Raw genomic sequence first — 22,432 nt, 5'->3', positions numbered from 1 at the left:
TCCGAGCCGGCAAGCCATCTGCGGGAGTCAGCCCACGGGCTGCAGTCGCTCTTCCGCCACCGGCCCCGCGCCAGATGGCTGATTCGGGAGCCGGAGGCGCTTCAGCAGCAGCGCGTTGACCGCAACCAAGAAGCTGGATCCTGACATCGACAGCGCGGCCACCTCCGGGCGGAGCACAAGGCCGAACGCGGGCTCGAAAACGCCCGCTGCGATGGGGAGCGCAATCGCGTTGTAGCCCACCGCCCAGCCGAGGTTCTGGCGCATTTTCCGCAGCGTGCCGCGCCCGATCGTCAGCGCCACCGGGACGTCCAGCGGATCGGACCGCATCAGGACGACGTCCGCGGCCTCGATCGCGACGTCCGTGCCCGCACCGACTGCGATGCCGACGTCAGCCTGCACCAGCGAGGGTGAGTCGTTGACGCCGTCGCCCACCATGGCCACCGTGCGGCCCTGCGCCTGCAGCTGCTGGACCTGGTGCGCCTTGTCCTCGGGCAGCACCTCGGCGATGACGTCGTCGATACCGAGCTCCTCGGCGATCCGCTCGGCAGTCGCGCGGTTGTCGCCGGTCAGCATGGCCACCCTGATGCCCGCCTGGTGGAGCGCCGCGATCGCGGCAGCCGAGGTCTCGCGGACCGCGTCCGCAATGCCGAACACGGCAACGACCCGACCGTCGACGGCGACGAACACTGCCGTACGACCTCCCGACGCGATCTCGTCGCGCCTTGAGCCGAGGTCGCCGATCGTGATGCCCTCCGACTCCATGAGGCGTCGGTTGCCAATGGCGACCTTGTGGCCGTCGACCTCGGCGAGGGCGCCGATGCCGGTGACGTTGCGGAATGCGGTGGCGCGCAGCCGAGGAACATCGGTGGCTTCGACGTACCGGACGACGGCACGGGCGAGAGGGTGCTCGGACTCGCGTTCGAGTGCGCCCGCGAGGGCCAGCACCCGGTCGTGGTCGAAGTCGCCGACCACGACATCGGTGACCTCGGGCTCTCCCTTGGTGAGGGTGCCGGTCTTGTCGAACACGACGGTGTCGATGCGGGCGGAGGACTCGATCGCGGTGGCGTTCTTGAACAGGATCCCACGCTTGGCGCCGAGGCCGGAGCCGACCATGATCGCCGTGGGGGTAGCCAGCCCCAGGGCGTCGGGGCAGGTGATCACGACAACGGTGATGGCGAACAGCAGCGCGGTCTGCACGCTGGCGCCGGCCGCGAGCCAGACCAGGAACGTTCCGACTCCACCCACCAGCGCAACCAGGACCAACCAGAACGCGGCCCTGTCTGCGAGCCGCTGCCCGGGGGCCTTGGAGTTCTGCGCCTGTTGCACCAGCGCGACGATCTGGGCAAGGGCGGTGTCGGCGCCCACCTTGGTGGCGCGCACCCGGAGCGTGCCGCTGGCGTTGACGGTGGCGCCGATGACCTGGTCGCCGGGTGCCTTGTGCACGGGGAGGCTCTCGCCGGTGACCATGGACTCGTCGACCTCTGACTCGCCCTCTTCGACGGTGCCGTCGGTGGCGATCTTCGCCCCGGGCCGCACCATGAGCAGGTCATCGACCTGGACCTCGGAGGTCGGGACCTCGACGGGCTCGCCGTCGCGGAGCACGACGGCCATCGGCGGGGCCAGGTCCAGCAGGGTGCGGATCGCGTTGTTGGCGCCGCCTCGTGCTCGCATCTCGAACCAGTGGCCGAGCAGCACGAATGCGGTGAGCATGACCGCGGCTTCGTAGAAGACCTCGCCGCCGCCGGTGACGGTGACCCCGAGGGAGTAGAGCCAGCCGGCGCCGACGGCTACGGCGACCAGCACCATCATGTCCAGCGTCCTGGCCCGGAGTGCTCGCCAGGCGCCGTCGAAGAAGATCCACGCGGAGTAGAAGATGACTGGCAGGGACAGGATCAAGGCGAAGATGTCATCGCGCATACCGAACGGGGCGGCCGCGTCGAAGCCGAGCATGTCGCGCCCCATGGGCGAGTACAGCGAGACGGGCACGGCGAGCAGTACGGCGACCAGGAACCGGTTGCGCATGTCGCGGACCATGTCGGCCATCGACATCGAGCCGTGTCCACCGTGGCCCATCGCATCGTGTGGTGACGAGACCGGCGAAGCCGGACCGGCGTGGCCGCTGTGCGCGTCGTGGCCGCCATGTTCGACCTGTTGAACGTGGCCGACGTGGTGCTCGTGACCTGGTTCGAGCATCGGGTCGCACACGTGGCTGGGAACAGACTGCCCGGCGCAGTGGAAGCCGCACTCCCGGACCCAGTCGCGCAGCTCGCTGATGCTGGTGCGTTCCGGGTCGTAGACGACGGTGGCGGTCTGGGCGACCGGGTTGGCGTCGACGGTGAGCACGCCGGGCTGGCGTGAGAGCACGGCCTCAGCAACGTTCTTGCTGGTCGCCCACTGAACCCCGGACACCTCGAGGACGGCGGTCGCGCGGCCGTCACGCGGCGCGTCGTGATCGTGGTGCCCGGTGTGGTGTTGGTGCGTGGTCATCGTCGTGCCTCCACCTTGGAAAGGTTGGTCTTGGTCGGGTCGGGGTCGGGGTGCGGGGTGTCGGTTGATTGCGTGGAGACCGCTTGGAACCGGCGCAGCCGCAGGCTGTTGGAGACCACGAACACCGAGGAGAACGCCATCGCGGCGCCGGCGATCAGTGGGTTGAGCAGGCCGAGGGCGGCCAGGGGCAGTGCCGCGACGTTGTAGGCGAAGGCCCAGAACAGGTTGCCCTTGATGGTGCGCAGGGTGCGGCGGGAGAGCCGGATCGCGTCGACGGCGGCGCGGAGGTCGCCGCGGACCAGGGTGAGGTCGGAGGCCTCGATGGCGACGTCGGTGCCCGTTCCCATGGCGATGCCCAAGTCGGATGTCGCCAGCGCGGCGGCGTCGTTGACGCCATCCCCGACCATGGCGACGGTGCGGCCCTGGCGTTGCAGGCGTTCGACGACGGCGACCTTGTCGGCCGGAAGGACCTCGGCGATGACCTCGTCGATGCCCACCTCGGCGGCGACCGCGCGGGCGGCGCGTTCGTTGTCTCCGGTGAGCAGCACCGGCCTCAGTCCGAGGTCCTTGAGCTCGGCCACGGCCTGGGCGCTGGTGGGCTTGATGGCGTCGGAGACCACGACGACACCGCGGGCCGCGCCGTCCCAGCCGGCGGCGATCACGGTCCGTCCTTGCTGCTCGGCGTCATCGACCACCTGCGCCAGCTGCGCGTCGAGGGGTTGGCTCCATTCCTGGGCGAGCCAGCCGGGCCGTCCCGCGACGACCGCATGGCCCTCGACCATCCCCGCGACCCCGAGGCCCTGGGTCGAGGTGAATCCCTCGACGTCGGGCAGGCGAGTTCCGAGTTGTTGGCTGGCGCCGGTGGCGATGGCCTGGCCGATGGGGTGTTCGGAGGCGTTCTCGAGGGCTCCGACCAGCCGGAGCAGGTCGGCGTCGTCGACGTTGTCGGCGGGGACGGCGTGGACGAGTTCCATCCGTCCGGTGGTCACGGTGCCGGTCTTGTCCAGGACGATGGTGTCGACCACCCGGGTGGACTCGAGGACCTCGGGGCCCTTGATGAGCACGCCGAGCTGGGCGCCGCGGCCAGTGCCGACGAGCAGGGCGGTGGGTGTGGCCAGCCCGAGGGCGCAGGGGCAGGCGATGATCAGGACCGCCACTGCGGCGGTGAACGCCGCCGTGACGGTGTGGCCGGTCAGCAGCCAACCGGCGAGTGTGGCCAGGGAGAGGGCGATCACGATGGGAACGAAGACCGCAGAGACGCGGTCTGCGAGGCGCTGGACCTGGGCCTTGCCGTTCTGGGCGTCCTCGACGAGCCGTGCCATCTGTGCCAGCTGGGTGTCGGCTCCGACGCGGGTGGCCCGGACCACCAGGCGGCCGCCGGCGTTCACGGTCGCGCCCACGACGACGTCACCAGGGCCCACCTCGACGGGGACTGGTTCTCCGGTGAGCATGGAGGCGTCGACGGCCGAGGTTCCGTCCTCGACGACGCCGTCGGTGGCGACCTTCTCGCCGGGGCGCACGAGGAACCGGTCCCCGACCGCGAGCTGGCTCGCCGGCACACGTACTTCTGCGCCGTCGCGGAGGACGGCGACGTCCTTGGCGCCCATGTCGAGCAGGGCGCGCAGTGCCGCACCGGACTGGCGCTTGGCACGGGCCTCGAAGTAGCGGCCGGCGATGATGAAGGTGGTGACCGCGGCTGCGACCTCGAGGTAGATGTGGACATCCGCCTCGCCGTCGGGGAAGAGGTCGAACGGCATCCGCATCCCGGTCATTCCGGCGTGGGTGAACAGCAGTGCCCACAGCGACCAGAGCCAGGCTGCGGTGACTCCGACGGAGATCAAGGTGTCCATAGTGGCGGCGCCGTGGCGGGCGTTGGTCACCGCGGCGCGGTGGAACGGCCAGGCGCCCCAGACCACGACGGGCGAGGCAAGGGTCAGGGAGATCCACTGCCAGTTGTCGAACTGCAGCGCAGGGATCATCGACAGGGCCAGGACCGGTGCGGTGAGCACGGTGGAGACGATCAGGCGCTGCCGCCAGCTCGCGGCCTCGCGGTCCCGGTCGTCCGATTCGGGCTCGGCAGTGGTGGATTCATCGCCGGTCACCGGGACGGGCACAGCGGCGGTGTAGCCGGTGGCTTCGACCACGGTGACGAGATCGGAGGGGCTGAGCGTCGTCGGGTAGCTGACCTTGGCCTTCTCGGTGGCGTAGTTGACCGTGGCGGTGACTCCGTCGAGCTTGTTCAGCTTCTTCTCGATGCGGGCGGCGCAGGAGGCACAGGTCATTCCGCCGATGGCGAGCTCGACGTCGTTGACGGCACCAGGCGTGCTGGCCTTCAGTGTCATGACTGTGCCTCCTGCAGGGGACGGGGGTTCGGTATGAAAGTTGGAGCCTCAGGCGAGCTGGTAGTCGCCGGCCTCGTCGAGGGCAGCGGACACCTGGGACTGGTCGAGGCGCTGGGTGCTGGTGACGGTGACCGAGGAGGTGCCGCCGGCGACGAGGTCGACGGTGACGTCGGTGACCCCATCGAGACTCCTGAGCTCGCTGGTGACGGCGCTGGCGCAGTGACCGCAGGTCATGCCGGTGACGGCGTAGGTGTTGGTGGTCATCTGGTTTCCCTTCGTTGCGGCGGTGGCGGTCGATTCAGTGTTGGTGCCTGTGGAGCTTCTGGTCTCGGTGCTGGATCCGCAGCCGCACCCTCCGCAGCCGCACCCACCGCCGTCTGCGGAGGTGTCGAGCAGCTGGAGGTCGGTGCTGGTCTTGGTCGTGGGCATCAGTACTCCTTCGTTGAACGGGTCGGTCATGAGCGGACGAGTCGCCGGATCGCTGCGGAGGCCTCGTTGAGCTTCTGCTGGGCCTCGGCGGGGTCAGTGGCGTGCGTCAGACAGTGCTCGAGGTGCTGGTCGAGGAGAACCAGCGCGACACCTTCGAGGGCCTTGGTAGCGGCCGAGACCTGGGTGAGGATGTCGATGCAGTACTGCTCCTCATCCACCAGTCGCTGCAGACCGCGAATCTGGCCCTCGATGCGGCGCAGCCTTGTCAGGACTGCCTGCTTCTCGGTGATGTAGCCCGGTTCGACAGCCATCGCGACCACCTCCTACCTGTTCCGGTCTCGGGTATCTGCTCTCATTTGAGGATACCCCCTAGGGGTACGGAAGCAAGGCTGCCGGAGAGACCTTCATCGAACCTTCATCAGGCCAGGCCGCTGCCTTGGAGGTCAGGCGCCGAGCTTGCTGCGGACCTGGTCGAGGAGGTCCTCGGGGTCCAGCCACATCGAGGGGTACTCGCCGTACCAGCGTTGCCGCCCCTGCTTGTCGATGAGCACGAAGCTGTGGCCGGGGAGGCCGGCGTGCATGCCGTTGCCCAGGGTGCCGTAGGCCTCGGAGACGGTGCCGTCGTCGAGCAGGAAGGGCGTGGTGACTCCGTTGGCGGCCATGTCGGCGGTGATCTGCTGACGGGTGTTCATGACGATCGGCAGCACCGTGATGTCCTCTTGTGCCAAGGCGTCGGCCTGCTTCTCGATCTCGCCCATCTGGACGATGCAGGACTGGCAGCCGGCGCCCTCGGAGAAGTAGAGGAGCACGTTCTCGCCGCGGTGTCGGGCAAGGGTGTGTTGGTTTCCGGCGGTGTCGGTGAGCGTGAAGTCGGGGGCCGTGCGGATCGTGTTGGAGGACTCGGGGCGTGAGCTGAGCATCATTGCCGCGACGACGGCGACCAGGGCCAAGGCACTGACGAGACCGATCGTGATGCGCAGGCGGCGGCGACGACTTGCTGCACGCGCAGCCTTTTCGGCGTGCAGTCGGCGTTCATGGCGCGATTGCTCGGCGGCCTTGTGTGACATGACGGTTCCTCCAGGGTCCTGGTCAGCTGTGGTGTTCGGGGTGAGCGTCTGCCGCCGGGGCGTGGCAGGCGGCGTGCGCGTCGGCCTCCACGCCGGTCGACGGGGCCGGTCGGTGCCGGTCACGCAGCGTCGCGATGACGAACACTGCGGCGAGGCCCAGGACGGCGAGTCCGAGCACGGGCTCGGGAACCGGGTCGGTCCAGGCCTCGATGCGGCCGAGGATCTCGGACAGTCCCTTGCCGATGGAGACCTGGAACCCCGGACCACCGGTCATCTGGCCGGTGTTGGCCAGGTAGATGACGAAGCCACCCATGAGCGTGAACGCGACGGCGACCGCGATGTTGATGGTGTTGGTGGCCAGCGCCCTGCCCGCCAGCCGGAGGCGGACCGGCTTGGCCCGCAGGATCCGCCGCTCCCCGAGGCGGAAGCGGTCCCAGAACAGGGCCATCAGGAACAGAGGGAACACCATGCCGAAGGTGTAGGCCAGTCCGAGGGTCACTCCTCCGATGGCGGAGCCGGACAGGGCGGAGAGGGTCATCACGCCAGCGAGCACCGGGGCGCAGCAGGAGCTGGCGATTCCGGAGAAGACCCCGAGGGTGAAGAAGCTGGCCGAGTCCCCACCGGTGGTGTCGGGGGCCCGGAGGAAGGACGGCATGCTCAGCATCCGGCCGGACAGGCTGAGTCCCGCCAACGCCAGCATCAGCGCACCGCCGGCGTAGTACAACGGTGCGTGGTAGTTCGCGATGGTCGAGGCGACCAGGCTCATGCCGAGCGTGATCGGCACGAGCACGAGCGCCAGCCCGGCAGCGAAGACGAAGGTGAGCGGCAGCAGTCGCCACCGCCGGTTCTTCACCGCCACCGCCAGGTAGGACGGGGCGAGGAAGACGATGCAGCACGGCGCGAACAGGGCGACGCCTCCGGCGAAGAACGCGGCGAGGACCGAGCCGGTGGTCAGCAGATCACCCATGGTGAGTCTCCCTCGCAGCGGTGACCGCACCCTGCGCCTCGTCGTACCTGCCCTTCAGGAGTTTCTCGAGCTTGCGTCGGGGCAGACGGCCGCTGCTGAAGAAGGTGTCGTCGAGGAGGACCAGCGGGCTCATCGGCGCGCGGTGGCGTGCCATCAACGCGCGTCCCGCCTCGCTGCGCACATCCACGTTGTCGACATCCAGTGGGTAGCTGGCTGCGAGCGCCGCGAGCGCCCGGTGCGCGTCTTCGCAGAAGTGGCAGGCCTCACTGTCCACGACGATGATCCGTACCGGCTCGGATGCCGGCGTGGGTGGGGACATGGCTTCCTCCAAGGCGCTGGTTCGACAGCGTCCAGCATCAGAGGGGTCCTCGGCGAAAAGCGGCGAGGTTGTGTGAAGGTTCGCTGAAGATGCACGGCCGTTGGTCCCCGAGGCCCGGGGTCTGATGGCCCTACCGGAGACCTGGCAGGCGCACCGTGAACACTGCACCGAGTCCGGGCCCAGCGCTGGACGCCGAGATCCCGCCACCGTGCGCCTCGACGAGCGCCCGCGCAATGGCCAGCCCGATGCCCGAGCCACCTTGACCTCGGTCGCGGGCGGTGTCGGCACGGTAGAACCTGTCGAACAGGTGCGGCAGGTGCTCGGCCGCCACCCCCTGACCGGTGTCGGCGACGCGATACTCCACCCAGTGGTCGATGCGGCGGCAGGACAGGGTCACGGTCCCATCCGCGGGAGTGTGGCGCAGGGCGTTGTCGAGAAGGTTGCCGAGCACCTGTCCGAACCGGTCGACGTCCACGCGGACCTGGCCGGCGTCGGCGAGCTCGGTGCGCAGGTGCACCCCCTTGGCGGCGTACCGGTCCCGGGCGACGTCGGCGGCCCCAGCAGCCACATCGGCCGCGGCGACCGGGCGCAGCGTGACATCGAGGCCCTCCTCCGCACGGGAGACCGCTGTCATGTCCTCGGCGAGGCGGCGCAGACGGCCTGTCGAGCCGCGGATGATGCCCAGGGTGTCGTCGTCCAGGGCTCGGACGCCGTCCTCGACTGCCTCCAGGTGGGCGTCGATCGTGGCCAGGGGCGTGCGCATCTCGTGGGCCAGGTCGGCCAGCATGCTGCGCCGGGTCGACTCCGTCGCCTCGAGCCTCTCCGCGAGGCGGTTGTAGGTCTGTGCGAGGGAGGCGAACTCGCCACCCAGACCGGGATCAGGCACCCGGGCGTCGTACCGTCCGGCGGCGATCTGTGCTGCCCCCGCGGCCACGTTGCCGATCGAACGCTGCACCCGGCGGCTGAAGTACCACGAGACCGCCAGCGCCGCGAGGACCGAGGCGAGAAGCGCCAGGGAGAACGAGACCACCAGCGCCGAGGCGAAGGCCTCCTCCACGTGACGGGTCTCCTCGAGGGTGTGGGTGTCGCCGGCTTGCTGGAGGTGGTCGCTGAAGATGCTGGGTCCGACGACGGACGCGACCAGCCAGGTGGTCAGGGCTCCGGCCACCAGCACCAGGGCTTGGGCGACGAGGAGCCGCGCGGCGAACCGCGGCCGGACACGGACCGTGTCCGCCGGAAGTGCGGAGCCGGTCACTGTCCCGTGCCCATCCGGTAGCCAACACCGCGGACGGTCCGGATGAACCGGGACTGGGTGGCGTCGTCATCCAGCTTGCGGCGCAGGTGACCGACGTGGACGTCGACCAGGTGCTCGTCACCGACCCACGAGGGTCCCCAGACGGCGTCGATGAGCTGGCGGCGGCTGAACGCCATCCGCGGCCGCTCGGACAGGGCAGCGAGGACCTCGAACTCGGTGCGCGTCAACGCCACTGGTTCGCCCTCGAGCCACACGTCGCGTCCCAGCGGGTCGATGACCAGCGCGCCGAAGGTGCGGGCGCCTTCCAGGGCATCGGACGACGTGCCCAGTGGACGGGGCCTGCGGAGCATGGCTTGGATCCGTGCCATCAAGATCCGCGGGCTGAACGGCTTGGTGAGGTAGTCATCAGCCCCCACCGAGAGTCCGATGAGCGTGTCGACCTCCTCGCTGCGCGCTGTCAGCATCACCACATAGGCATCGGAGAAGGTCCGCAGCTGCCGGCAGACCTCCACACCGTCCAGGCCGGGCAGGCCCAGGTCCAGCACCACGACGTCGGGGTCGACGGCGCGGGCGGCCTCCACCGCCTCGAGCCCGTCATGGACCACAGCCACCTCGAAGCCGTCGCGCTCGAGGTAGCTGCCGATGAGTCCCGCCAGTTGCGTCTCGTCCTCGACCACCATCGCCCGCAGACCGCTTCGAGGCCGGCCACCCGCAGCGCCGGCTGCCGGAGAGCCGGCCTTCTCGTCCCTGCCGTCTTCGCCCATACCCGCCATGGTGGCAGTCCTCCCCCCCGTCAACCGCGGGTCAGCACCGGTGACGGCACGTTCTTCAGCGAACCTTCACATGAACGCGACCCAGAGGCAGTGGTGCCCGGGCGACCGTGGGAGCCACGAGCCGAGCGAAGGAGCTGAGGACAATGATGGGCTGGTACCACGACGGCATGGGTTGGGGCGGTTGGATCGTCATGACGATGGCCATGGTCGCATTCTGGGCGCTGGTGGTCTTTGCGGTCCTGGCCTTGTTCCGCACGCAGCGCTCCGGCGGGTCCACCCCGGACCACCGCGATCCGATGCAGATCCTTGACGAGCGGTTCGCCCGAGGCGAGATCGACGAGGACGAGTACCACGCCCGCAGCAGCGTGCTGCGCGGCTCGCTGCACTAGCACGCTCATCCCCTTCCCCGTCGCGGCATGATGACCACGCATTTCCGTCAGGCACAGGAGTGACGATGTCCGAGCCTCACACCGCCACCGGGGTGGCGAACGACCGCCTCGACGAGCCCAGCGCCAACGACTCAACCGATGAAGCTACCCAGCGTCGGGGCGCTCTGATCACCGTCTGGAGTGCCGTCACGGCTGTGTTCAGCGGCATCATGGGCCTGCTCCCCCACCTGCTGCACCACGTCGGGCTCCTCGGAGGGGCGGTACTGGTCACCGGGGCGACCGGCAACCTGCTGTTCGCCGTATTGGGATTGGTCTTCTCCCTGCCCCTTCTCCGGCGCCTCTACCGGCGCTTCGGCACCTGGAAGGCCCCCACCCTCGCGTTGGCCGTGTTCGCGCTGATGTTCTCGCTATCGGCCTTCCTCATCGGCCCCGCCATCAGCGACGACGAGCCGAATCCAGGCCGCGACCGGACCCCGGTGCAGACGCCAGATCCTGACGAGCATGAGAGGCACCACGACTGACATCCCACCCGACACCGAGCGAACGACGGAGGAGTCCATGGAAACCGCAGTCGCCCTGGTGCAGGCCTATCTGCACGTCAACGGGTACTTCACCGTCGCCGAGCACCCCGTGTTGGGGACGATGCACAGTGGCCAGGTGCGCACCGTCACCGACCTCGACCTCCTCGTCTATCGCCTACTTGGTGCTGGCGACGTCCTCGTCCAGCGGAGCGCCCGACGCGCAGCCGAGCACCTAGTTTCGGCAGAAAGGTGCCGTAGGTGGGTAAGAGTCCTCCCGCGAACTACGCCCCGCTCAACCGATCACCCGCCCCGCGCCCCTCACCTCCGTCAGGCGCGGCGTTGTCGACTCAGCGTGGCGGCTCTTGTTGGTGAGACCAAGCACTTGCGGGTGCCGGCGTGCCGAGCACCTGGGGCTCGAAACTGAGGGCACTTGGAGCATGTGTTGCCTCGGGTGGCACGGTGGAAGACGACGCGACCCATTCAGGAGGAACCAACCCGTGCGTGTTGAACTGCTCTACTTCGATGGCTGCCCGAACTGGACGGTGGCTGAGGAACGGCTCCACGAGGCGCTGCGGTCTGTGGACCGCGATGACGTCCACGTGGCCAAGGTGCGCGTCGGTAGCGCTCAGGAGGCGGAGGAGCTCGGGTTCATCGGTTCGCCGACCATCCGTGTCGACGGTGTGGACCCGTTCGCGTCCGGTGGCGAGCAGGTGGGGCTGGCGTGCCGAGTCTACTCGACCCCGGGCGGGCTCGGGGGCTCCCCGACCACGGACCAGCTGGTGCATGTGCTGGCGTGAATCGGCTACTGCTAGTGCTCGGCGGCACCTACCTGTTGGCCGCCGTTGGGAGCCGGGTCGCCGAGCAGTTGGGGCCACCGCCTGCGACTGCGGCGATGACTTCTGGTGCCGACGCCCCGGCCTGATCGTGTGCCGCTAGGTCTTCCCGCGCGGGCACCGAGCGCACGTCGCGGAGCATCAGGTTGCCCTGGGCCGGGACCGGCCCTGACCAAGCCAGGGCCTACTCAGGGAAGTTGAACCGGCGGCCGCGGACGCGTTGCGGGTCCGCGGGGCGGTGGCGGCGCACCGGATGGGGCTCCCGTCCAACGTCGAGCTCGCTGGACAGGCGTCCGCGCAGCCGGGTGAGCCAGCCGCCTAGAAGTGACCGCGGCACCCATCATTCCTCCCACCTAACCTGTCTCTGCCGGTTGTCGCGGAGCCCTACCGCCCATCCGCAGCTCGGTGCCAAGTGGATCTTCAGTGAACCTTCACGAGACGGCGTCGGTCACCTTCACCGCCCGGCGAGACCCTCGAAGTGGACCAGAAATCAGCGGTCCCCGAAGTTGGAGGAAACCATGAGTAACCGTTGGAGCATCAACATCACCCCCGCCGAACGCGTCGCTCGCGTCGCCATCGGCGGCCTCGCTGCGTTCGCCGGCGCGTTCTTGCTGGGCGGAGCGGCCTCCACCGTGGCGGTCGTCCTCGAGCTGCTGCTGGTGCTGGCCGGCCTCGACCTGGTCGTCACCGGGGCGCTCGGACACTGCCCCCTCTACGCCAGGCTCGGCCACGTGTCCGCATCCCTGAAGGGGAGGACGTCATGAGCACCCCGAACGGCATGGACCGGGAACCCCTCCACAATCCTCAGGCATGGCCCCACCCGGAGTCGCCTGCGACCACTGAGACCCACCACGCCGCGCGGGAGCCCGACGGCGGCGCTCACGGCGCGCACGGTGGTCACGGGTTGATGATGATCGCCTGCTGCATCCCGATGCTCGTCATCGCCGGCCTGCTCTTCGTCACCGGCGCCGCAGGTTCCGGCATCATCTTCACCGCCCTGCTGTGCACCGCGATGATGGCCGCCATGATGTTCGCGATGCCCGGCGGTCACAAGTAGCCCGAACTTCAAGCCACACTCGGCACAGGGACGTGAGCCGACATGAAGACCCGGGTTAGAGCCTCGGTCCCGGTCACCCGCCGGTTCCTCACGACGCGCCCGGTCCGCACCGGGGCTGGCGCAGCCGGGATCGGGCTCGCCCTGATGCTGATGCTCCTGCTTGCCGGACTCTGGGTCGGCGTCCAGGACCGCGTCACTACCTACGACGACCACCTCGGCGCTGACCTGGTCGTGGTGCCCGCCGGAACGCGCAACCTCTTCGCCGACCCCGGCGCTCTACCCGCGCCGACGGTCGCGACGATCTCCCGGATCCCGGGAGTGACACACGCCGCGCCGCTGCGCACCATGTATCAGATCCTGGAGCTGTCCCACGGCAAGGCTGCCGTCGCCGCGGTCGCCTATGACCCCGGCAGCGGTCTCGGCGGCCCGTGGGCCTTCGCCGACGGCCGTGCCCCAGAAGTCGTCGACGAGGTGGCCGTCGATGCTTTGTGGGCCGAGCAGCACGACTTCACCCTCGGCGATCGGCTGCCCATCCTCGGACACCCGATGCGGGTGGTCGGCCTCACCGACGACACCGCCCTGTTCATGACCCCGCTGCTGTTCACCACCACGGCCGGGATGGACGAGATGCTGCGGGCTACCGGCACCACCGGGGCGGTGCTGGTCACGACCGAGGACCCCGATGACGTCGCAGCGCAGCTGCGTGACGAGGGGTACACCGTGCGCAATCCTGCCGAACTGCGCGAGGCGTCGCTGCGGCTGGCTACCGACATCTACGGCTTGCCGGTGCGACTCATGGTGGGCGTGGCTTTCGCAGCCGGCGCCCTGATCGTCGCGCTCGTGGCCTACACCCGGGTCACCGAGCAAGAGCGGGACCTGGGCGTCCTCAAGGCCCTCGGCGCCACCCCCGGCCGGCTTCGCCGAATCGCGGTGACGGAGACCGTGGCCCTCACGGTGCTCGGCACGCTCGCCGCGATCGTCCTGCTGGTTATCACCCGGGAGCTCCTCGCCTGGTGGCGACCCGCGTTCCCGGTGCTGCTCACCCCCGGCACCATCGCCCAGACCGCCGCCGCAGCGGCCACGATGGCGCTGCTCGCCGCATGGCTCCCGGCACGCCGACTCAATGGGCTCGACGCAGCCTCCGCATTCCGGAGCGGACGATGACCACCACCATGCACCCCACTCGGCGGCCATCCGATCACCCACGACGCGCCCTCGCGGAGCGAGCCGTTCCCGTGGGGCGCCGCTTCCTGTTCGCCGACCGCCGCCGTGCCACGCTGACCGTTCTCGGCGTGGCCGCATCCCTGCTGCTGGTCCTCGTCCTCGGCGGCATCTTCGCTGGAGCCGTCGACCGGGTCACCTACTACATCCGCACCTCCCCGGCCGACGTGTTCGTCTCCCAGGAAGGCGTGCGCACCATGCACATGTCCGCCTCGTCCCTGCCTGCGGACACCCCCGAGCGCGTAGCCGACCTACCGGGAGTTGCCTGGGCCTCTCCAATCGCGTTCGCCTCAGGCTCGGTGGCCGGGCCACAGGGCCGGCAGTTGTCCTACCTCATCGGCTACGACGCCCCCACCAGCCGGGGCGGCGCCACACGGCTCGTGGCCGGCCGCACACCCATCGCCGGCGAAGCCATCCTGGACGAGCAGGCAGCCAACCAGCTCGGAATCCAGCTCGGCGACCGGTTCACGGTCATGGGCACGTCCCTGCGCGCTGTCGGCTTCTCCACCGGCGGCAGCAGCATCACCAACACCACCGTCTTCGTCGAACTCAGCGAGTTCGCCCGAATCCACGACGCCCGTGTTTCGTACGTCCTCACCGGACTGGACCCAGGCGCCGACGCACAAACGGTCGCGGACCGGATCGAGGCCGAGATCACCGGGGTCACGGCGCAGTCCCGCGAGCAATTCGCCGACTCCGAGGCCCGCATCGTCACCGACATGAGCGCCGACCTGCTCCGGCTGATGTCCAGCATCGGTCTCGTTATCGCGCTCGCCGTCATTGCCCTCGGGCTGATGACGGCCACCTTGAACAGACTGCGGGACTTCGCCGTCCTCAAGGCCCTCGGCGCCCGGATACCTCGGCTCGCGGCAGCGGTGGCGATGCAGGTCCTACTCACCGTCGTACTCGCCTCCGCCGTCGCCACCACCGCCGCGCTGGCGCTCGCGTGGTTGCTGCCACTCGCCGCGCCAGCGGTCCAGATCTCCATCACCACCGCCGCCATCGCACAGACCACCAGCACAGCGCTCCTGGTCGGCCTCATCGCCGCCCTGTGGCCGCTGCGCCGCATTGCGTCCCTCGACGCGGCAACCGCCTTCCGGGAGACACGATGAACAGCAACGCGCACTCCACCCCCGGCACCGCCCCGGTGCTTTCGTCACCCGGCGGCAGCGGGCCCCCGAGCCATTCGAACAGGCCCGGAGTGCTGACCGTTCGAGGGCTCACAAAGACCTACCGGTCAGGCGATATCGCCGTAGACGCCGTGCGAGCGGTCGATCTCGACCTCGCCTCCGGCGAGGTGCTCCTCGTGATGGGACCGTCCGGATCGGGCAAGACCACCCTCCTGCTGATGCTCGGCGCACTGCTGCGGCCGAGCGCAGGCTCCATCACCGTCACCACCCGTGACGGCGTCGAAGTGGACATCGCCGCGGCGCGTGAAAAGGAGCTCCCCGCGCTGCGGTCGCGCACCTTCGGGTTCATCTTCCAGGACTACGCCCTGCTCGACGCGCTCACCGCCACCGAGAACATCGCCGTTGCTGCCAACCTGGCCGGGGTCAAGGGCCTCCCCGCGCGCCAGCGCGCCCGCAACCTGCTCGACCGCGTGGGCCTTGCGCACCGGGCAGCGGCACGGCCCTCTCAGATGTCCGGTGGCGAACAACAGCGAGTCGCCGTGGCACGTGCGCTCGCCAACGACCCACCCGTTCTGCTCGCGGACGAACCCACCGCCAACCTCGACGCATCCCGCGGCCGAGACCTCGCCCGACTGCTTCGCCAGCTAGCCGACGAGGACCGCCGCTCGATCATCATCGTCAGCCACGACGATCGACTCCGGGAGATCGCCGATCGCGTGCTCTGGTTGGAGGACGGGCATTTCCGCCACCTCGCCGCCCTCGCTGTGGACCCGGTCTGTCGCATGCAGGTCGAACCGAACGGACCCCACGCCGATTGGGGCGGACAGCAGTGGTGGTTCTGCTCAGACGCGTGCCGACGGGAGTTCCTCACCCAGCCGGATCGGTTCGCTCCACCGGCGACGTCCATCGAGAGCGTCCTGCCCCAAGAGCCAACCTCGAGCTGAAGATGGGCCAGTTCGGTGTCCATCGACGGGGCCCGACCTTCATCGGTTCTTCAGCGAAATCCCGCGAATCCGACTGGGTCAGGCCGGGAGGGTGATGACGCGGTCCCGACCGGGCCGATCTCGTCCTTGCGAAAGGTTCACCCATGAGCTCAACCTCCGGCACCGATCCCCACACGACCACTACCCGGCCCCCGAATGACCGCCACGAGCGGAGTCGACGGATGCGCGTGGCTGCACTGTCCGCAGGTGCCCTGGCCACGCTCGCCGCAATGGGTGGACTTGCCGCGCTCAACGACAACGACGGCGGCGCAGACGAGGACCCGACCGAGGCAGGCCTCGCGAGCCACCGCGGCATGGTGGAGGGCACCGTCTGGATCGCCAACGAGGGAGGCGGCTCCCTCACGGCGATCGACGCCGCCACCAACCGGGTCGCGACCACCGTCGCCGGCGTCGAGGGACCACACAACGTGCAGGTAGCTCCCGACGGCGCGTCGGTGTGGACAGTGAGCGGCCACGACGGATACGCCGCGATGCTGTCCGCTGAAAGCCTGGACCTGCACGGCGTGGTTCCGACCGGCTCCGCACCAGCCCACGTCGTGGTCTCACCCGACGGGTCCACGGCGTACACCTCGAACGGCGCAGACAACACCGTCTCGGTCATCGACACCTCCACCATGAAGGCCATCAGCACCGTCGAGGTGGGCCAGGGCCCGCACGGCCTCCGACCCAGCCCGGACGGCCGCTGGCTCGTTGTGGCGAACGTCGCCGACACCACGCTCAGCGTCATCGACACGAGGAACAACCGGCTGGTCACAGACGTCGAAGTAGGGAATGCGCCCGCCCAGGTCGCCTTCTCCCCCGACGGCCGGTTCGTCTACGCCTCCCTGAACGGCGCGGACGCCGTGGCCAAGGTCGACATGACGACGCGCGAGTTGGTCGACACGGTCGCTGTCGGAGACGGACCCATCCAGACCTACGTCAGCGGCGACAACCGCTACCTCCTCGTCGCCAATCAAGGCACCGAGGACTCGCCCGGGACCACGGTGTCTGTCATCGACACCAAGACGTTCACCGTAAAGGCCGAGGTGGAGACCGGCCAGGGCTCCCACGGCATCGTCATCGACCCCTCGAGCCGGCACGCCTACATCACGAACATCTATGGGGATGACGTCGCAGTCCTCGACCTCGACGAACTCAAGGTCGTGGCCAGAATTCCTGTGGGCGACAAGCCCAACGGTGTGAGCTTCTCCTCGCTCGCGTTGGACGCCGAACGCGACAACGTCACACTCGATGTCCCCGATGCGCCAGGAGGGCCTGACGACGAGATGGGTGATGGGCACGAGGAGGGCCACGAGAGCGGTCACTGATCGTCGGCACCACACGGACGTCGCCTCCTGTCAGCCATCGGGTCGCAGAGGCCCTGTGCGCGAGACGGCTGGTCGGAACGAGCCGAATGGGTACGGCTATCTGGACCTGGCAACAAACAAGGATGTGCGTCGCCGGTCGGCGACACGCATGGATGGAGGAGACTGATGGCTCACACGAAGATGCTGGATGCCTACCCCAAGGACGTCGGCAAGATCGACAGGGACAAACTGGCCGAGTGCATTGCGGCGTGCTTCGAGTGCGCGCAGGTGTGCACCGCGTGTGCCGACGCATGTCTGGCCGAGGACATGGTCGCTGAACTCGCGAAGTGCATCCGCACCGATCTGGACTGTGCAGACATCTGCCTGGCCACCGGCAACGCGCTCTCGCGACACACCGGCTACGACGCCAATGTGACCCGCGCCTTCCTCGAGGCCTGTGCGACCGCCTGCAAGGCCTGCGGCGACGAGTGCGAGAGCCATGCCGACATGCACGAGCACTGCCGAATCTGTGCTGAGGCCTGTCGACGCTGCGAAAAAGCCTGCCGGGACCTTCTCGGGTCGCTCGCTTGAGGTGCTGAGACCGCAGCTTCGGACGGCACCGTCCGGGTGTCCGACGACATGGCCTGCACCGACGCGGCCTCCCGCTGAACAAGCCAGCCCCCTCTCGCGTGGACGAGAGGGGGCTGGTGTGGTGCTGTGGATTGGCACGCCGCTCAGCGCATCTTGCCCTCCTCCTGGGCGTAGAAGGGACGGCTGCAGAGGATGACTGGCCCAGCTGAGAAGCCCGCCTCGTCGAAGAGAAGGGTGGTGGCGTGGCCGAGCTGGTCTTCACAGGCACGAAGGAGCAGAGCGTCAGACATGCTCTCCGTCCACATCATCGTCCCGTTGCGGAAGATCGGCGAGTGCGGATCCGGCAGCTCCGGGTAGTCGTAGGTCCAGAAGCGGTCGGGCTGGTCGGAGATGAAGTTGGGCGCGGCGCTCGACCACAGATGGGTGGTCAGCGGCGCGGGGATGGACAGGGTCAGGGTGAGGGTCTTGTTCTCGGTCATGGCACGGACGGTGACGGCCTTCAGCGACTGCGCAACCAACTCCACCCCTGAAGCGCTGGGAGCAGTTCCTGGCACAGGCGTCGTGACCGACGGGAACACGTCGACGGGCGTCAGTGCTGTCGTTCACCCGACAGTGAGTTTGATGCGCTGGTCGGGCTCAAGCCGAAGGTCGGCTGGGTCCCCTGGGAACCGGGTGCCGTTGCTGGTGACGGTGACCTTCTGGCCGACGGGCGCCTTCACTCCGCCGACCTGCGTGGGCGTGAGGGCAACGCCCCACTGGGTGAAGAGCTGGCCGAGGGTGAACTTCTCGCCGACCGAGTGGGCCTCGATGTGGATGGTGCCGTCACCTTCATGCGTGTGGAGCGCGGACATGGCGCCGGTGGTCGGGTCGACCCCGATGTTGGGCGGCAGGGGCACCGGCTGTCCAGCGATGTCGATGCTCAGGACGGGGTGGTAGTGCTCGGCCGTGCCCATCGGGCCGAGGTCGAGCCCAGCGGCCGCAACGCGCTCTCGGACGTCGCTGGGCGCCGGCCACGGCGGAACTGACGTGTTGTCCGGAGAGGCGTCCCCGGAGCCGGTCGAGTCCGAGACGCCGGCGGAGTTCGAGCGAGTGCTGGCGGTGCTGGGGTCTTGGTCGCTACATGCACCCAGCGTCAGGGACAGGGCGGCTGTGACGGCGACGGCCGCCAGTTGTACGTGGGTGGGTCTATTCATCAGGGTCTTCTCTGTGCGGGTGGGCCAAGGCGCAGCGTGCGAGCGGGCGCAGGACCACGAGGCGGTGGGCAAGGGGAAGCCGAGCCGAGCGGACGTCGCCGATGTGCGGGTGACGTCCGCCTGCCTCCGGTTCAGGAGTCCAGAAGGCCGTTCATGGTCTCGATTTCCTTGTTCTGGGCGTCGATGATCTGGCCGGCGAGCTCGACGGCGTCCTTGAACTGACCGTCCTCCTGCTCGGTCTCGGCCATCTCGACTGCCCCCTCGTGGTGCTCGACCATCATCTCGAGCCACATGTCCTGGAACTCCTCGTCGGAGGCGTTCTCGAGGGCGTCCATGTCCTCGGAGGTCATCATGCCCGGCATGTCGCTGTGGCCCATGTCGTCCATGGTGTCCGACATGTCGCCCATGTCGTGGCCGGCGTTGGCGTGATCGCGCATGGTTTCCGGCACTTCCTCGTCCCACTCGGTGAGCCAGTCCGCCATCGTCTCGATCTCCGGGCCCTGCGCGGCCCGGATGTCTTCGGCGAGCGCCTGGACCTCCGGGTCCAAGGGCCGGTCGAGGGTCAGGTCGACCATCGACAGTGCTTGGGCGTGGTGGGTGATCATGTCGCTGGCGAAGGTGACGTCGGCGTCGTTGTGCTCGGTGGTGCTCACCTCGGCCGAGCCGCCGGCACCGCCGGCGTCGGTGTCGTCTCCGCAGGCGGAGAGGCCGGCGCCGAGGGTGAGGGTGAGCGCGAGGGCGCCGAGGGCGCGCGTGCGGGTCCTGGTCTTGCTGAGCATGGGGTTCTCCTGGATGTGTGTCAGATGCGGGTGGGGCAGGCAACGGCTACACCCGGCGCGCGGCTGCCCGTGGCGCGCAGCGGTGACCGGGGTGGAGGGCCTGTCAGCACCTGATGACGGAGAACTGCCACACCGAGGGCGGGCCGGTGCTGCGTACCCAGTGGAACGTCCGCTCGAGGACGTCGGCCGGGAGGAACACGGCCGGTCGAAGCGGACGGACGAAGCCGACCGCAAGACGCGCCAGCAACGGCAGCGCGGCGGCGGCGAGCATGCCGATGCACTGCATCACCATGCTCGCCATGTCGTGACCCGGGCCGGAGCCGGGGTCGCCGCCACCCCCGGTGACTGCGTCCGTGGAGTGCGGCCCAGCAGAGGGGACATGCCCCTCATGGGAGTCCACTGAGGGCATCGCCGGGTGGTGATCAGAGGTCGTGCCGGTCATGCTCGTCGCGTTCGACGCCGCCGGAGCTGCGGGGGTGCCGTGGCTGGCCAGGGCGTGCATGCCGAGGATGCCCACGACCAGCGCGGCAATGAGCACGGCAAGTCCCATGGGGCTCGCGGCCCGCGCAGCCGTCGGCGCCCGCAGGGGCCTGCGGGTGCCGACGGTCGCGGCCACGGTGATCATCGCTGTCAATGGTACGGAGCATCCGTTCTCAGCCCGGCCTGTGGGTCCGTCGGCGCAGCGCGTTGACGATGACGCTTCTGGATCTTCAGCCGCTGACCGATCCCTCAGGGCATTGGAGACCGAGCTCCCCGAGGACCGACATGGCGTCCCCGAGCCGTGCGTTTGTTGCAACCAGCGGGCGCAGCCGGCTGGCGATCTTCATCTGCCTGCTCACCACGGCACCATGGAGGGCGCCTACGGCCGTAGCCGCCGCGACGTGCAGTTCATCCGTCGGATGCCCGAGGAAGGCCCAAGAGGTTTCCCGTAACTCGGTCTGAGAATTACATGATTGTTCTTCCTTCATCGGCGTGGCGCGCTTGACGAACGGCTCATAGGCTCTCTCATCGTGCCCCATGAGCCACAGTTGTCCCTGCAGTCACAAGCGTCACTCAACGCCTGGTCGAGCACGCTATGCATCGGGCGCCGCGTTGTCCGGAGCACGACCTGGCTTGCGCTGCTGACGGTCGTCGCGTTGCTGGCACTCCCCCAGTCAATGGTGAAGGTCAGCCTGAGCGGATCGACCTACCTGTGCACGGGGTACGCGGAGTGCCAGGCGGCGGGCTACACCCACGCCGGCTACAAACAGGCATCCTCGACGATGTACTGGCGCATGTACGCAGGGCACAACTGCACCAACTACGTCGCCTACCGGCTGATCCAGAACGGCATGCCGAACAGTCGCCCGTGGGACGGAGGTGGCAACGCGCGCCACTGGGGCGTGGAGATGGCTTCCCTCATGGACCAGGTCCCGCGGGTCGGCTCCGTGGCGTGGTACCCGGCCAACGTCTCCCCCGCCGGACCTGCCGGACACGTCGCCTACGTGGAGCAGGTCATCTCCCCCACCGAGATCATCGTCTCGGAGGACTACTGGGGCGGCGACTTCCACTGGCGGCGCATCACCCAGACCGGGTCGGGCTGGCCCAGAGGCTTCATCCACTTCAACGATCGCGCGGTCGAGGCGACGACCGCACCGGCGATCGCCGGAGCGCCCGTCGTGGGGGCTCCAGTCGAGGTGTCGACAGGGACGTGGTCCCCCGCACCCACCCAGGTCGCGCTCCAGTGGCTCGCCGACGGGGTCGCGATCCCCGGCGCCACCAGCACGACCTACGTACCCACCCCCGAGGTCAAGGGCCAGGCACTCGCCGTCGAAGTCACTGCCGCCCTCGAGGGCTACTCCCCGGGAGTGGCTGTCCTGACGACCGAGGCCGTGGCCCCCGGCCTCCTTCAGGCCGCCGGGCTCCCAGCCATCCAGGGAAACCCGGAGGTGGGCCAGACGCTGACGCTCAGCGCGCCCTCCTGGTCGCCACAGCCAGCCAGGACCAAGACGCAGTGGTTCGCCGATGGAGCTCCGCTCCGGGGCGAGAACGGGACGACCCTCGTGCTCACCCGGGACCACGTCGGCAGCCGCATCAGCGCGCGCGTCACCGGGACCGCGAAGGGCTACCGGAAGTCGATCTCGGACGCGGTGGAGACCGGGCCCGTCCTGGCCAAGCCCGTCACGATCACCCGGCCGTTCTCGATCACGGGCCGAGCCGAGGTGGGGCGCACCCTGGTCGCCCGGCCGGGCGTCGTACGGCCGAGCAACGCCTCCGCCACCTACCGGTGGCTACGAGACGGACAACCCATCGCCAAGGCCAGGAACGGGAGGTACACCCTCCGGCGCAAGGACGTCGGTCGGAGCCTCGCAGTCGAAGTCACCTTGACCCAACGGAACTTCCGTGCCACCACCGACACCGTTCCGCTGTCGGCTTCGATCACGACAGTTCCCACCATGCGGGTCCGCTCCGACGCACGCCGCGGACGCGTCGCTGTCGACGTGCGTGTGCGCGCTCCCGGCGTACGCCGACCGGAAGGCGTGGTGTCGGTGCGAATCGGCGGACGGGTCGTCGAGGGGCAGCTCACCCACGGACGCGCCCGACTGGTCGTGCGCAAGCTGGGCTCTGGCACGAAGCCGCTGGTCGTGCGCTACCGCGGTACCGACCTCGTCCAACCCGCAGTCTCCCGTTCGACCATCGACGTGCCCGGCCGCCGCTAGCTGCACTTGCGTGTGGCGCCCCTGACGTGGCGCCTGACCCTCCTCGTGCTGGCGCCTGACAGCAGGACCGCGGTTTGGTCTGGACGGCAG

At 69.0% G+C, this 22,432-nt stretch carries 24 protein-coding genes; 11 read left to right on the top strand and 13 right to left on the bottom strand.

The genetic code is table 11. From position 1 onward, the window contains the following. Window positions 1-27: 27 nt before the first annotated feature. The 9 genes from EXE58_RS15830 to EXE58_RS15790 all read right to left on the bottom strand — a co-directional run bounded on the left by EXE58_RS15830 (window position 28) and on the right by EXE58_RS15790 (window position 9,630). Complete coding sequence (locus EXE58_RS15830) at window positions 28-2,487, bottom strand: heavy metal translocating P-type ATPase (RefSeq protein WP_135268763.1); 2,460 nt, start codon at window positions 2,485-2,487, stop codon at window positions 28-30. Beyond that, window positions 2,484-4,829, bottom strand: coding sequence for a heavy metal translocating P-type ATPase (locus EXE58_RS15825; RefSeq protein WP_135268762.1), 2,346 nt, complete (start codon window positions 4,827-4,829; stop codon window positions 2,484-2,486). The genes EXE58_RS15830 and EXE58_RS15825 overlap by 4 nt, the downstream gene beginning before the upstream one ends. A 48-nt stretch (window positions 4,830-4,877) precedes the next feature. Then, window positions 4,878-5,258 carry a heavy-metal-associated domain-containing protein gene (locus EXE58_RS20395; protein ID WP_341869508.1) on the bottom strand — a complete coding sequence of 127 codons (381 nt, stop codon included), beginning with the start codon at window positions 5,256-5,258 and terminating at the stop codon, window positions 4,878-4,880. A 26-nt stretch (window positions 5,259-5,284) separates the two neighbouring features. Beyond that, window positions 5,285-5,569 carry a metal-sensitive transcriptional regulator gene (locus EXE58_RS15815; protein ID WP_135268761.1) on the bottom strand — a complete coding sequence of 95 codons (285 nt, stop codon included), beginning with the start codon at window positions 5,567-5,569 and terminating at the stop codon, window positions 5,285-5,287. Between the two features lie 132 nt (window positions 5,570-5,701). Continuing rightward, complete coding sequence (locus EXE58_RS15810) at window positions 5,702-6,325, bottom strand: peroxiredoxin family protein (protein WP_135268760.1); 624 nt, start codon at window positions 6,323-6,325, stop codon at window positions 5,702-5,704. A gap of 22 nt (window positions 6,326-6,347) precedes the next feature. After that, complete coding sequence (locus EXE58_RS15805) at window positions 6,348-7,292, bottom strand: cytochrome c biogenesis CcdA family protein (protein WP_135268759.1); 945 nt, start codon at window positions 7,290-7,292, stop codon at window positions 6,348-6,350. After that, complete coding sequence (locus EXE58_RS15800; RefSeq protein ID WP_135268758.1) at window positions 7,285-7,611, bottom strand: glutaredoxin; 327 nt, start codon at window positions 7,609-7,611, stop codon at window positions 7,285-7,287. Before EXE58_RS15800 ends, EXE58_RS15805 begins: the two co-directional genes overlap by 8 nt. Before the next feature lie 130 nt (window positions 7,612-7,741). Further along, on the bottom strand, window positions 7,742-8,866 hold the full coding sequence (locus EXE58_RS15795) for a sensor histidine kinase (protein ID WP_135268757.1): 1,125 nt from the start codon (window positions 8,864-8,866) through the stop codon (window positions 7,742-7,744). Beyond that, the gene (locus tag EXE58_RS15790) at window positions 8,863-9,630 is read right to left on the bottom strand and encodes a response regulator (RefSeq protein ID WP_425271659.1); all 768 of its coding nucleotides are present in this window, start codon (window positions 9,628-9,630) and stop codon (window positions 8,863-8,865) included. The genes EXE58_RS15795 and EXE58_RS15790 overlap by 4 nt, the downstream gene beginning before the upstream one ends. Before the next feature lie 176 nt (window positions 9,631-9,806). Between EXE58_RS15790 and EXE58_RS15785 the strand changes: the two genes are divergently transcribed. The 10 genes from EXE58_RS15785 (at window position 9,807) to EXE58_RS15740 (ending at window position 17,671) form a co-directional block, all read left to right on the top strand. Continuing rightward, on the top strand, window positions 9,807-10,028 hold the full coding sequence (locus tag EXE58_RS15785; RefSeq protein ID WP_208544050.1) for an SHOCT domain-containing protein: 222 nt from the start codon (window positions 9,807-9,809) through the stop codon (window positions 10,026-10,028). 65 nt (window positions 10,029-10,093) lie between these two features. After that, window positions 10,094-10,549, top strand: a complete 456-nt coding sequence (locus EXE58_RS15780) for a hypothetical protein (RefSeq protein ID WP_208544049.1) — start codon at window positions 10,094-10,096, stop codon at window positions 10,547-10,549. Window positions 10,550-11,046: 497 nt separating this feature from the next. After that, a complete protein-coding gene (locus EXE58_RS15775; RefSeq protein WP_135268756.1) occupies window positions 11,047-11,346 on the top strand; it encodes a DF family (seleno)protein in 300 nt (99 codons plus the stop codon). Window positions 11,347-11,900: 554 nt separating this feature from the next. Further along, the gene (locus tag EXE58_RS15770) at window positions 11,901-12,146 is read left to right on the top strand and encodes a YgaP family membrane protein (RefSeq protein WP_135268755.1); all 246 of its coding nucleotides are present in this window, start codon (window positions 11,901-11,903) and stop codon (window positions 12,144-12,146) included. Then, window positions 12,143-12,439 carry a hypothetical protein gene (locus EXE58_RS15765; protein ID WP_135268754.1) on the top strand — a complete coding sequence of 99 codons (297 nt, stop codon included), beginning with the start codon at window positions 12,143-12,145 and terminating at the stop codon, window positions 12,437-12,439. Before EXE58_RS15770 ends, EXE58_RS15765 begins: the two co-directional genes overlap by 4 nt. A 42-nt stretch (window positions 12,440-12,481) precedes the next feature. Continuing rightward, a complete protein-coding gene (locus tag EXE58_RS15760; protein WP_135268753.1) occupies window positions 12,482-13,603 on the top strand; it encodes an ABC transporter permease in 1,122 nt (373 codons plus the stop codon). After that, entirely contained in the window at window positions 13,600-14,772 is a 1,173-nt protein-coding gene (locus EXE58_RS15755; protein ID WP_244242258.1) for an ABC transporter permease, read from the top strand. Before EXE58_RS15760 ends, EXE58_RS15755 begins: the two co-directional genes overlap by 4 nt. 149 nt (window positions 14,773-14,921) lie before the next feature. Beyond that, window positions 14,922-15,734: an ATP-binding cassette domain-containing protein gene (locus EXE58_RS15750; protein WP_244242257.1), complete on the top strand. Its 813-nt coding sequence runs from the start codon at window positions 14,922-14,924 to the stop codon at window positions 15,732-15,734. A 221-nt stretch (window positions 15,735-15,955) separates the two neighbouring features. Then, window positions 15,956-17,101 (top strand): YVTN family beta-propeller repeat protein, encoded by a 1,146-nt coding sequence (locus EXE58_RS15745; protein WP_208544048.1) that lies wholly within the window; start codon window positions 15,956-15,958, stop codon window positions 17,099-17,101. Between the two features lie 165 nt (window positions 17,102-17,266). Then, complete coding sequence (locus tag EXE58_RS15740) at window positions 17,267-17,671, top strand: four-helix bundle copper-binding protein (RefSeq protein WP_135268751.1); 405 nt, start codon at window positions 17,267-17,269, stop codon at window positions 17,669-17,671. Between the two features lie 143 nt (window positions 17,672-17,814). Here the strand turns inward: EXE58_RS15740 and EXE58_RS15735 are convergent, their stop codons facing one another. From EXE58_RS15735 to EXE58_RS15720, 4 genes are all read right to left on the bottom strand, one after another. Continuing rightward, complete coding sequence (locus EXE58_RS15735; RefSeq protein ID WP_135268750.1) at window positions 17,815-18,150, bottom strand: hypothetical protein; 336 nt, start codon at window positions 18,148-18,150, stop codon at window positions 17,815-17,817. Between the two features lie 123 nt (window positions 18,151-18,273). Beyond that, on the bottom strand, window positions 18,274-18,624 hold the full coding sequence (locus EXE58_RS20150) for a hypothetical protein (RefSeq protein WP_244242255.1): 351 nt from the start codon (window positions 18,622-18,624) through the stop codon (window positions 18,274-18,276). 371 nt (window positions 18,625-18,995) lie between these two features. Beyond that, on the bottom strand, window positions 18,996-19,643 hold the full coding sequence (locus tag EXE58_RS15725) for a DUF305 domain-containing protein (protein ID WP_135268748.1): 648 nt from the start codon (window positions 19,641-19,643) through the stop codon (window positions 18,996-18,998). 103 nt (window positions 19,644-19,746) lie between these two features. Continuing rightward, window positions 19,747-20,268, bottom strand: a complete 522-nt coding sequence (locus EXE58_RS15720) for a hypothetical protein (RefSeq protein ID WP_135268747.1) — start codon at window positions 20,266-20,268, stop codon at window positions 19,747-19,749. Window positions 20,269-20,779: 511 nt separating this feature from the next. On the opposite strand from EXE58_RS15720, the gene EXE58_RS15715 reads away from it, so the two are divergent. After that, on the top strand, window positions 20,780-22,342 hold the full coding sequence (locus EXE58_RS15715; protein ID WP_135268746.1) for a CHAP domain-containing protein: 1,563 nt from the start codon (window positions 20,780-20,782) through the stop codon (window positions 22,340-22,342). Window positions 22,343-22,432 lie beyond the last annotated feature (90 nt).

It is taken from the genome of Nocardioides seonyuensis (assembly GCF_004683965.1).
In the GTDB taxonomy this organism is placed as follows: Bacteria; Actinomycetota; Actinomycetes; order Propionibacteriales; family Nocardioidaceae; genus Nocardioides; species Nocardioides seonyuensis.
The sequence above is the reverse complement of the archived record's forward strand: the minus strand, read 5'-3'. Positions and strand labels throughout refer to the sequence as shown.

What these genes read in the sequence shown, in the direction of transcription:
- EXE58_RS20395 (WP_341869508.1), bottom strand. Translation starts at nt 5,258, where the DNA reads ATGCCCACGACCAAGACCAGCACCGACCTCCAGCTGCTCGACACCTCC.
- EXE58_RS15720 (WP_135268747.1), bottom strand. Translation starts at nt 20,268, where the DNA reads ATGATCACCGTGGCCGCGACCGTCGGCACCCGCAGGCCCCTGCGGGCG.
- EXE58_RS15800 (WP_135268758.1), bottom strand. Translation starts at nt 7,611, where the DNA reads ATGTCCCCACCCACGCCGGCATCCGAGCCGGTACGGATCATCGTCGTG.
- EXE58_RS15805 (WP_135268759.1), bottom strand. Translation starts at nt 7,292, where the DNA reads ATGGGTGATCTGCTGACCACCGGCTCGGTCCTCGCCGCGTTCTTCGCC.
- EXE58_RS15825 (WP_135268762.1), bottom strand. Translation starts at nt 4,829, where the DNA reads ATGACACTGAAGGCCAGCACGCCTGGTGCCGTCAACGACGTCGAGCTC.
- EXE58_RS15725 (WP_135268748.1), bottom strand. Translation starts at nt 19,643, where the DNA reads ATGCTCAGCAAGACCAGGACCCGCACGCGCGCCCTCGGCGCCCTCGCG.
- EXE58_RS15830 (WP_135268763.1), bottom strand. Translation starts at nt 2,487, where the DNA reads ATGACCACGCACCAACACCACACCGGGCACCACGATCACGACGCGCCG.
- EXE58_RS15790 (WP_425271659.1), bottom strand. Translation starts at nt 9,630, where the DNA reads ATGGGCGAAGACGGCAGGGACGAGAAGGCCGGCTCTCCGGCAGCCGGC.
- EXE58_RS15735 (WP_135268750.1), bottom strand. Translation starts at nt 18,150, where the DNA reads ATGACCGAGAACAAGACCCTCACCCTGACCCTGTCCATCCCCGCGCCG.
- EXE58_RS20150 (WP_244242255.1), bottom strand. Translation starts at nt 18,624, where the DNA reads ATGGGCACGGCCGAGCACTACCACCCCGTCCTGAGCATCGACATCGCT.
- EXE58_RS15770 (WP_135268755.1), top strand. Translation starts at nt 11,901, where the DNA reads ATGAGTAACCGTTGGAGCATCAACATCACCCCCGCCGAACGCGTCGCT.
- EXE58_RS15745 (WP_208544048.1), top strand. Translation starts at nt 15,956, where the DNA reads ATGCGCGTGGCTGCACTGTCCGCAGGTGCCCTGGCCACGCTCGCCGCA.
- EXE58_RS15815 (WP_135268761.1), bottom strand. Translation starts at nt 5,569, where the DNA reads ATGGCTGTCGAACCGGGCTACATCACCGAGAAGCAGGCAGTCCTGACA.
- EXE58_RS15810 (WP_135268760.1), bottom strand. Translation starts at nt 6,325, where the DNA reads ATGTCACACAAGGCCGCCGAGCAATCGCGCCATGAACGCCGACTGCAC.
- EXE58_RS15740 (WP_135268751.1), top strand. Translation starts at nt 17,267, where the DNA reads ATGGCTCACACGAAGATGCTGGATGCCTACCCCAAGGACGTCGGCAAG.
- EXE58_RS15765 (WP_135268754.1), top strand. Translation starts at nt 12,143, where the DNA reads ATGAGCACCCCGAACGGCATGGACCGGGAACCCCTCCACAATCCTCAG.
- EXE58_RS15760 (WP_135268753.1), top strand. Translation starts at nt 12,482, where the DNA reads ATGAAGACCCGGGTTAGAGCCTCGGTCCCGGTCACCCGCCGGTTCCTC.
- EXE58_RS15780 (WP_208544049.1), top strand. Translation starts at nt 10,094, where the DNA reads ATGTCCGAGCCTCACACCGCCACCGGGGTGGCGAACGACCGCCTCGAC.
- EXE58_RS15755 (WP_244242258.1), top strand. Translation starts at nt 13,600, where the DNA reads ATGACCACCACCATGCACCCCACTCGGCGGCCATCCGATCACCCACGA.
- EXE58_RS15785 (WP_208544050.1), top strand. Translation starts at nt 9,807, where the DNA reads ATGGGTTGGGGCGGTTGGATCGTCATGACGATGGCCATGGTCGCATTC.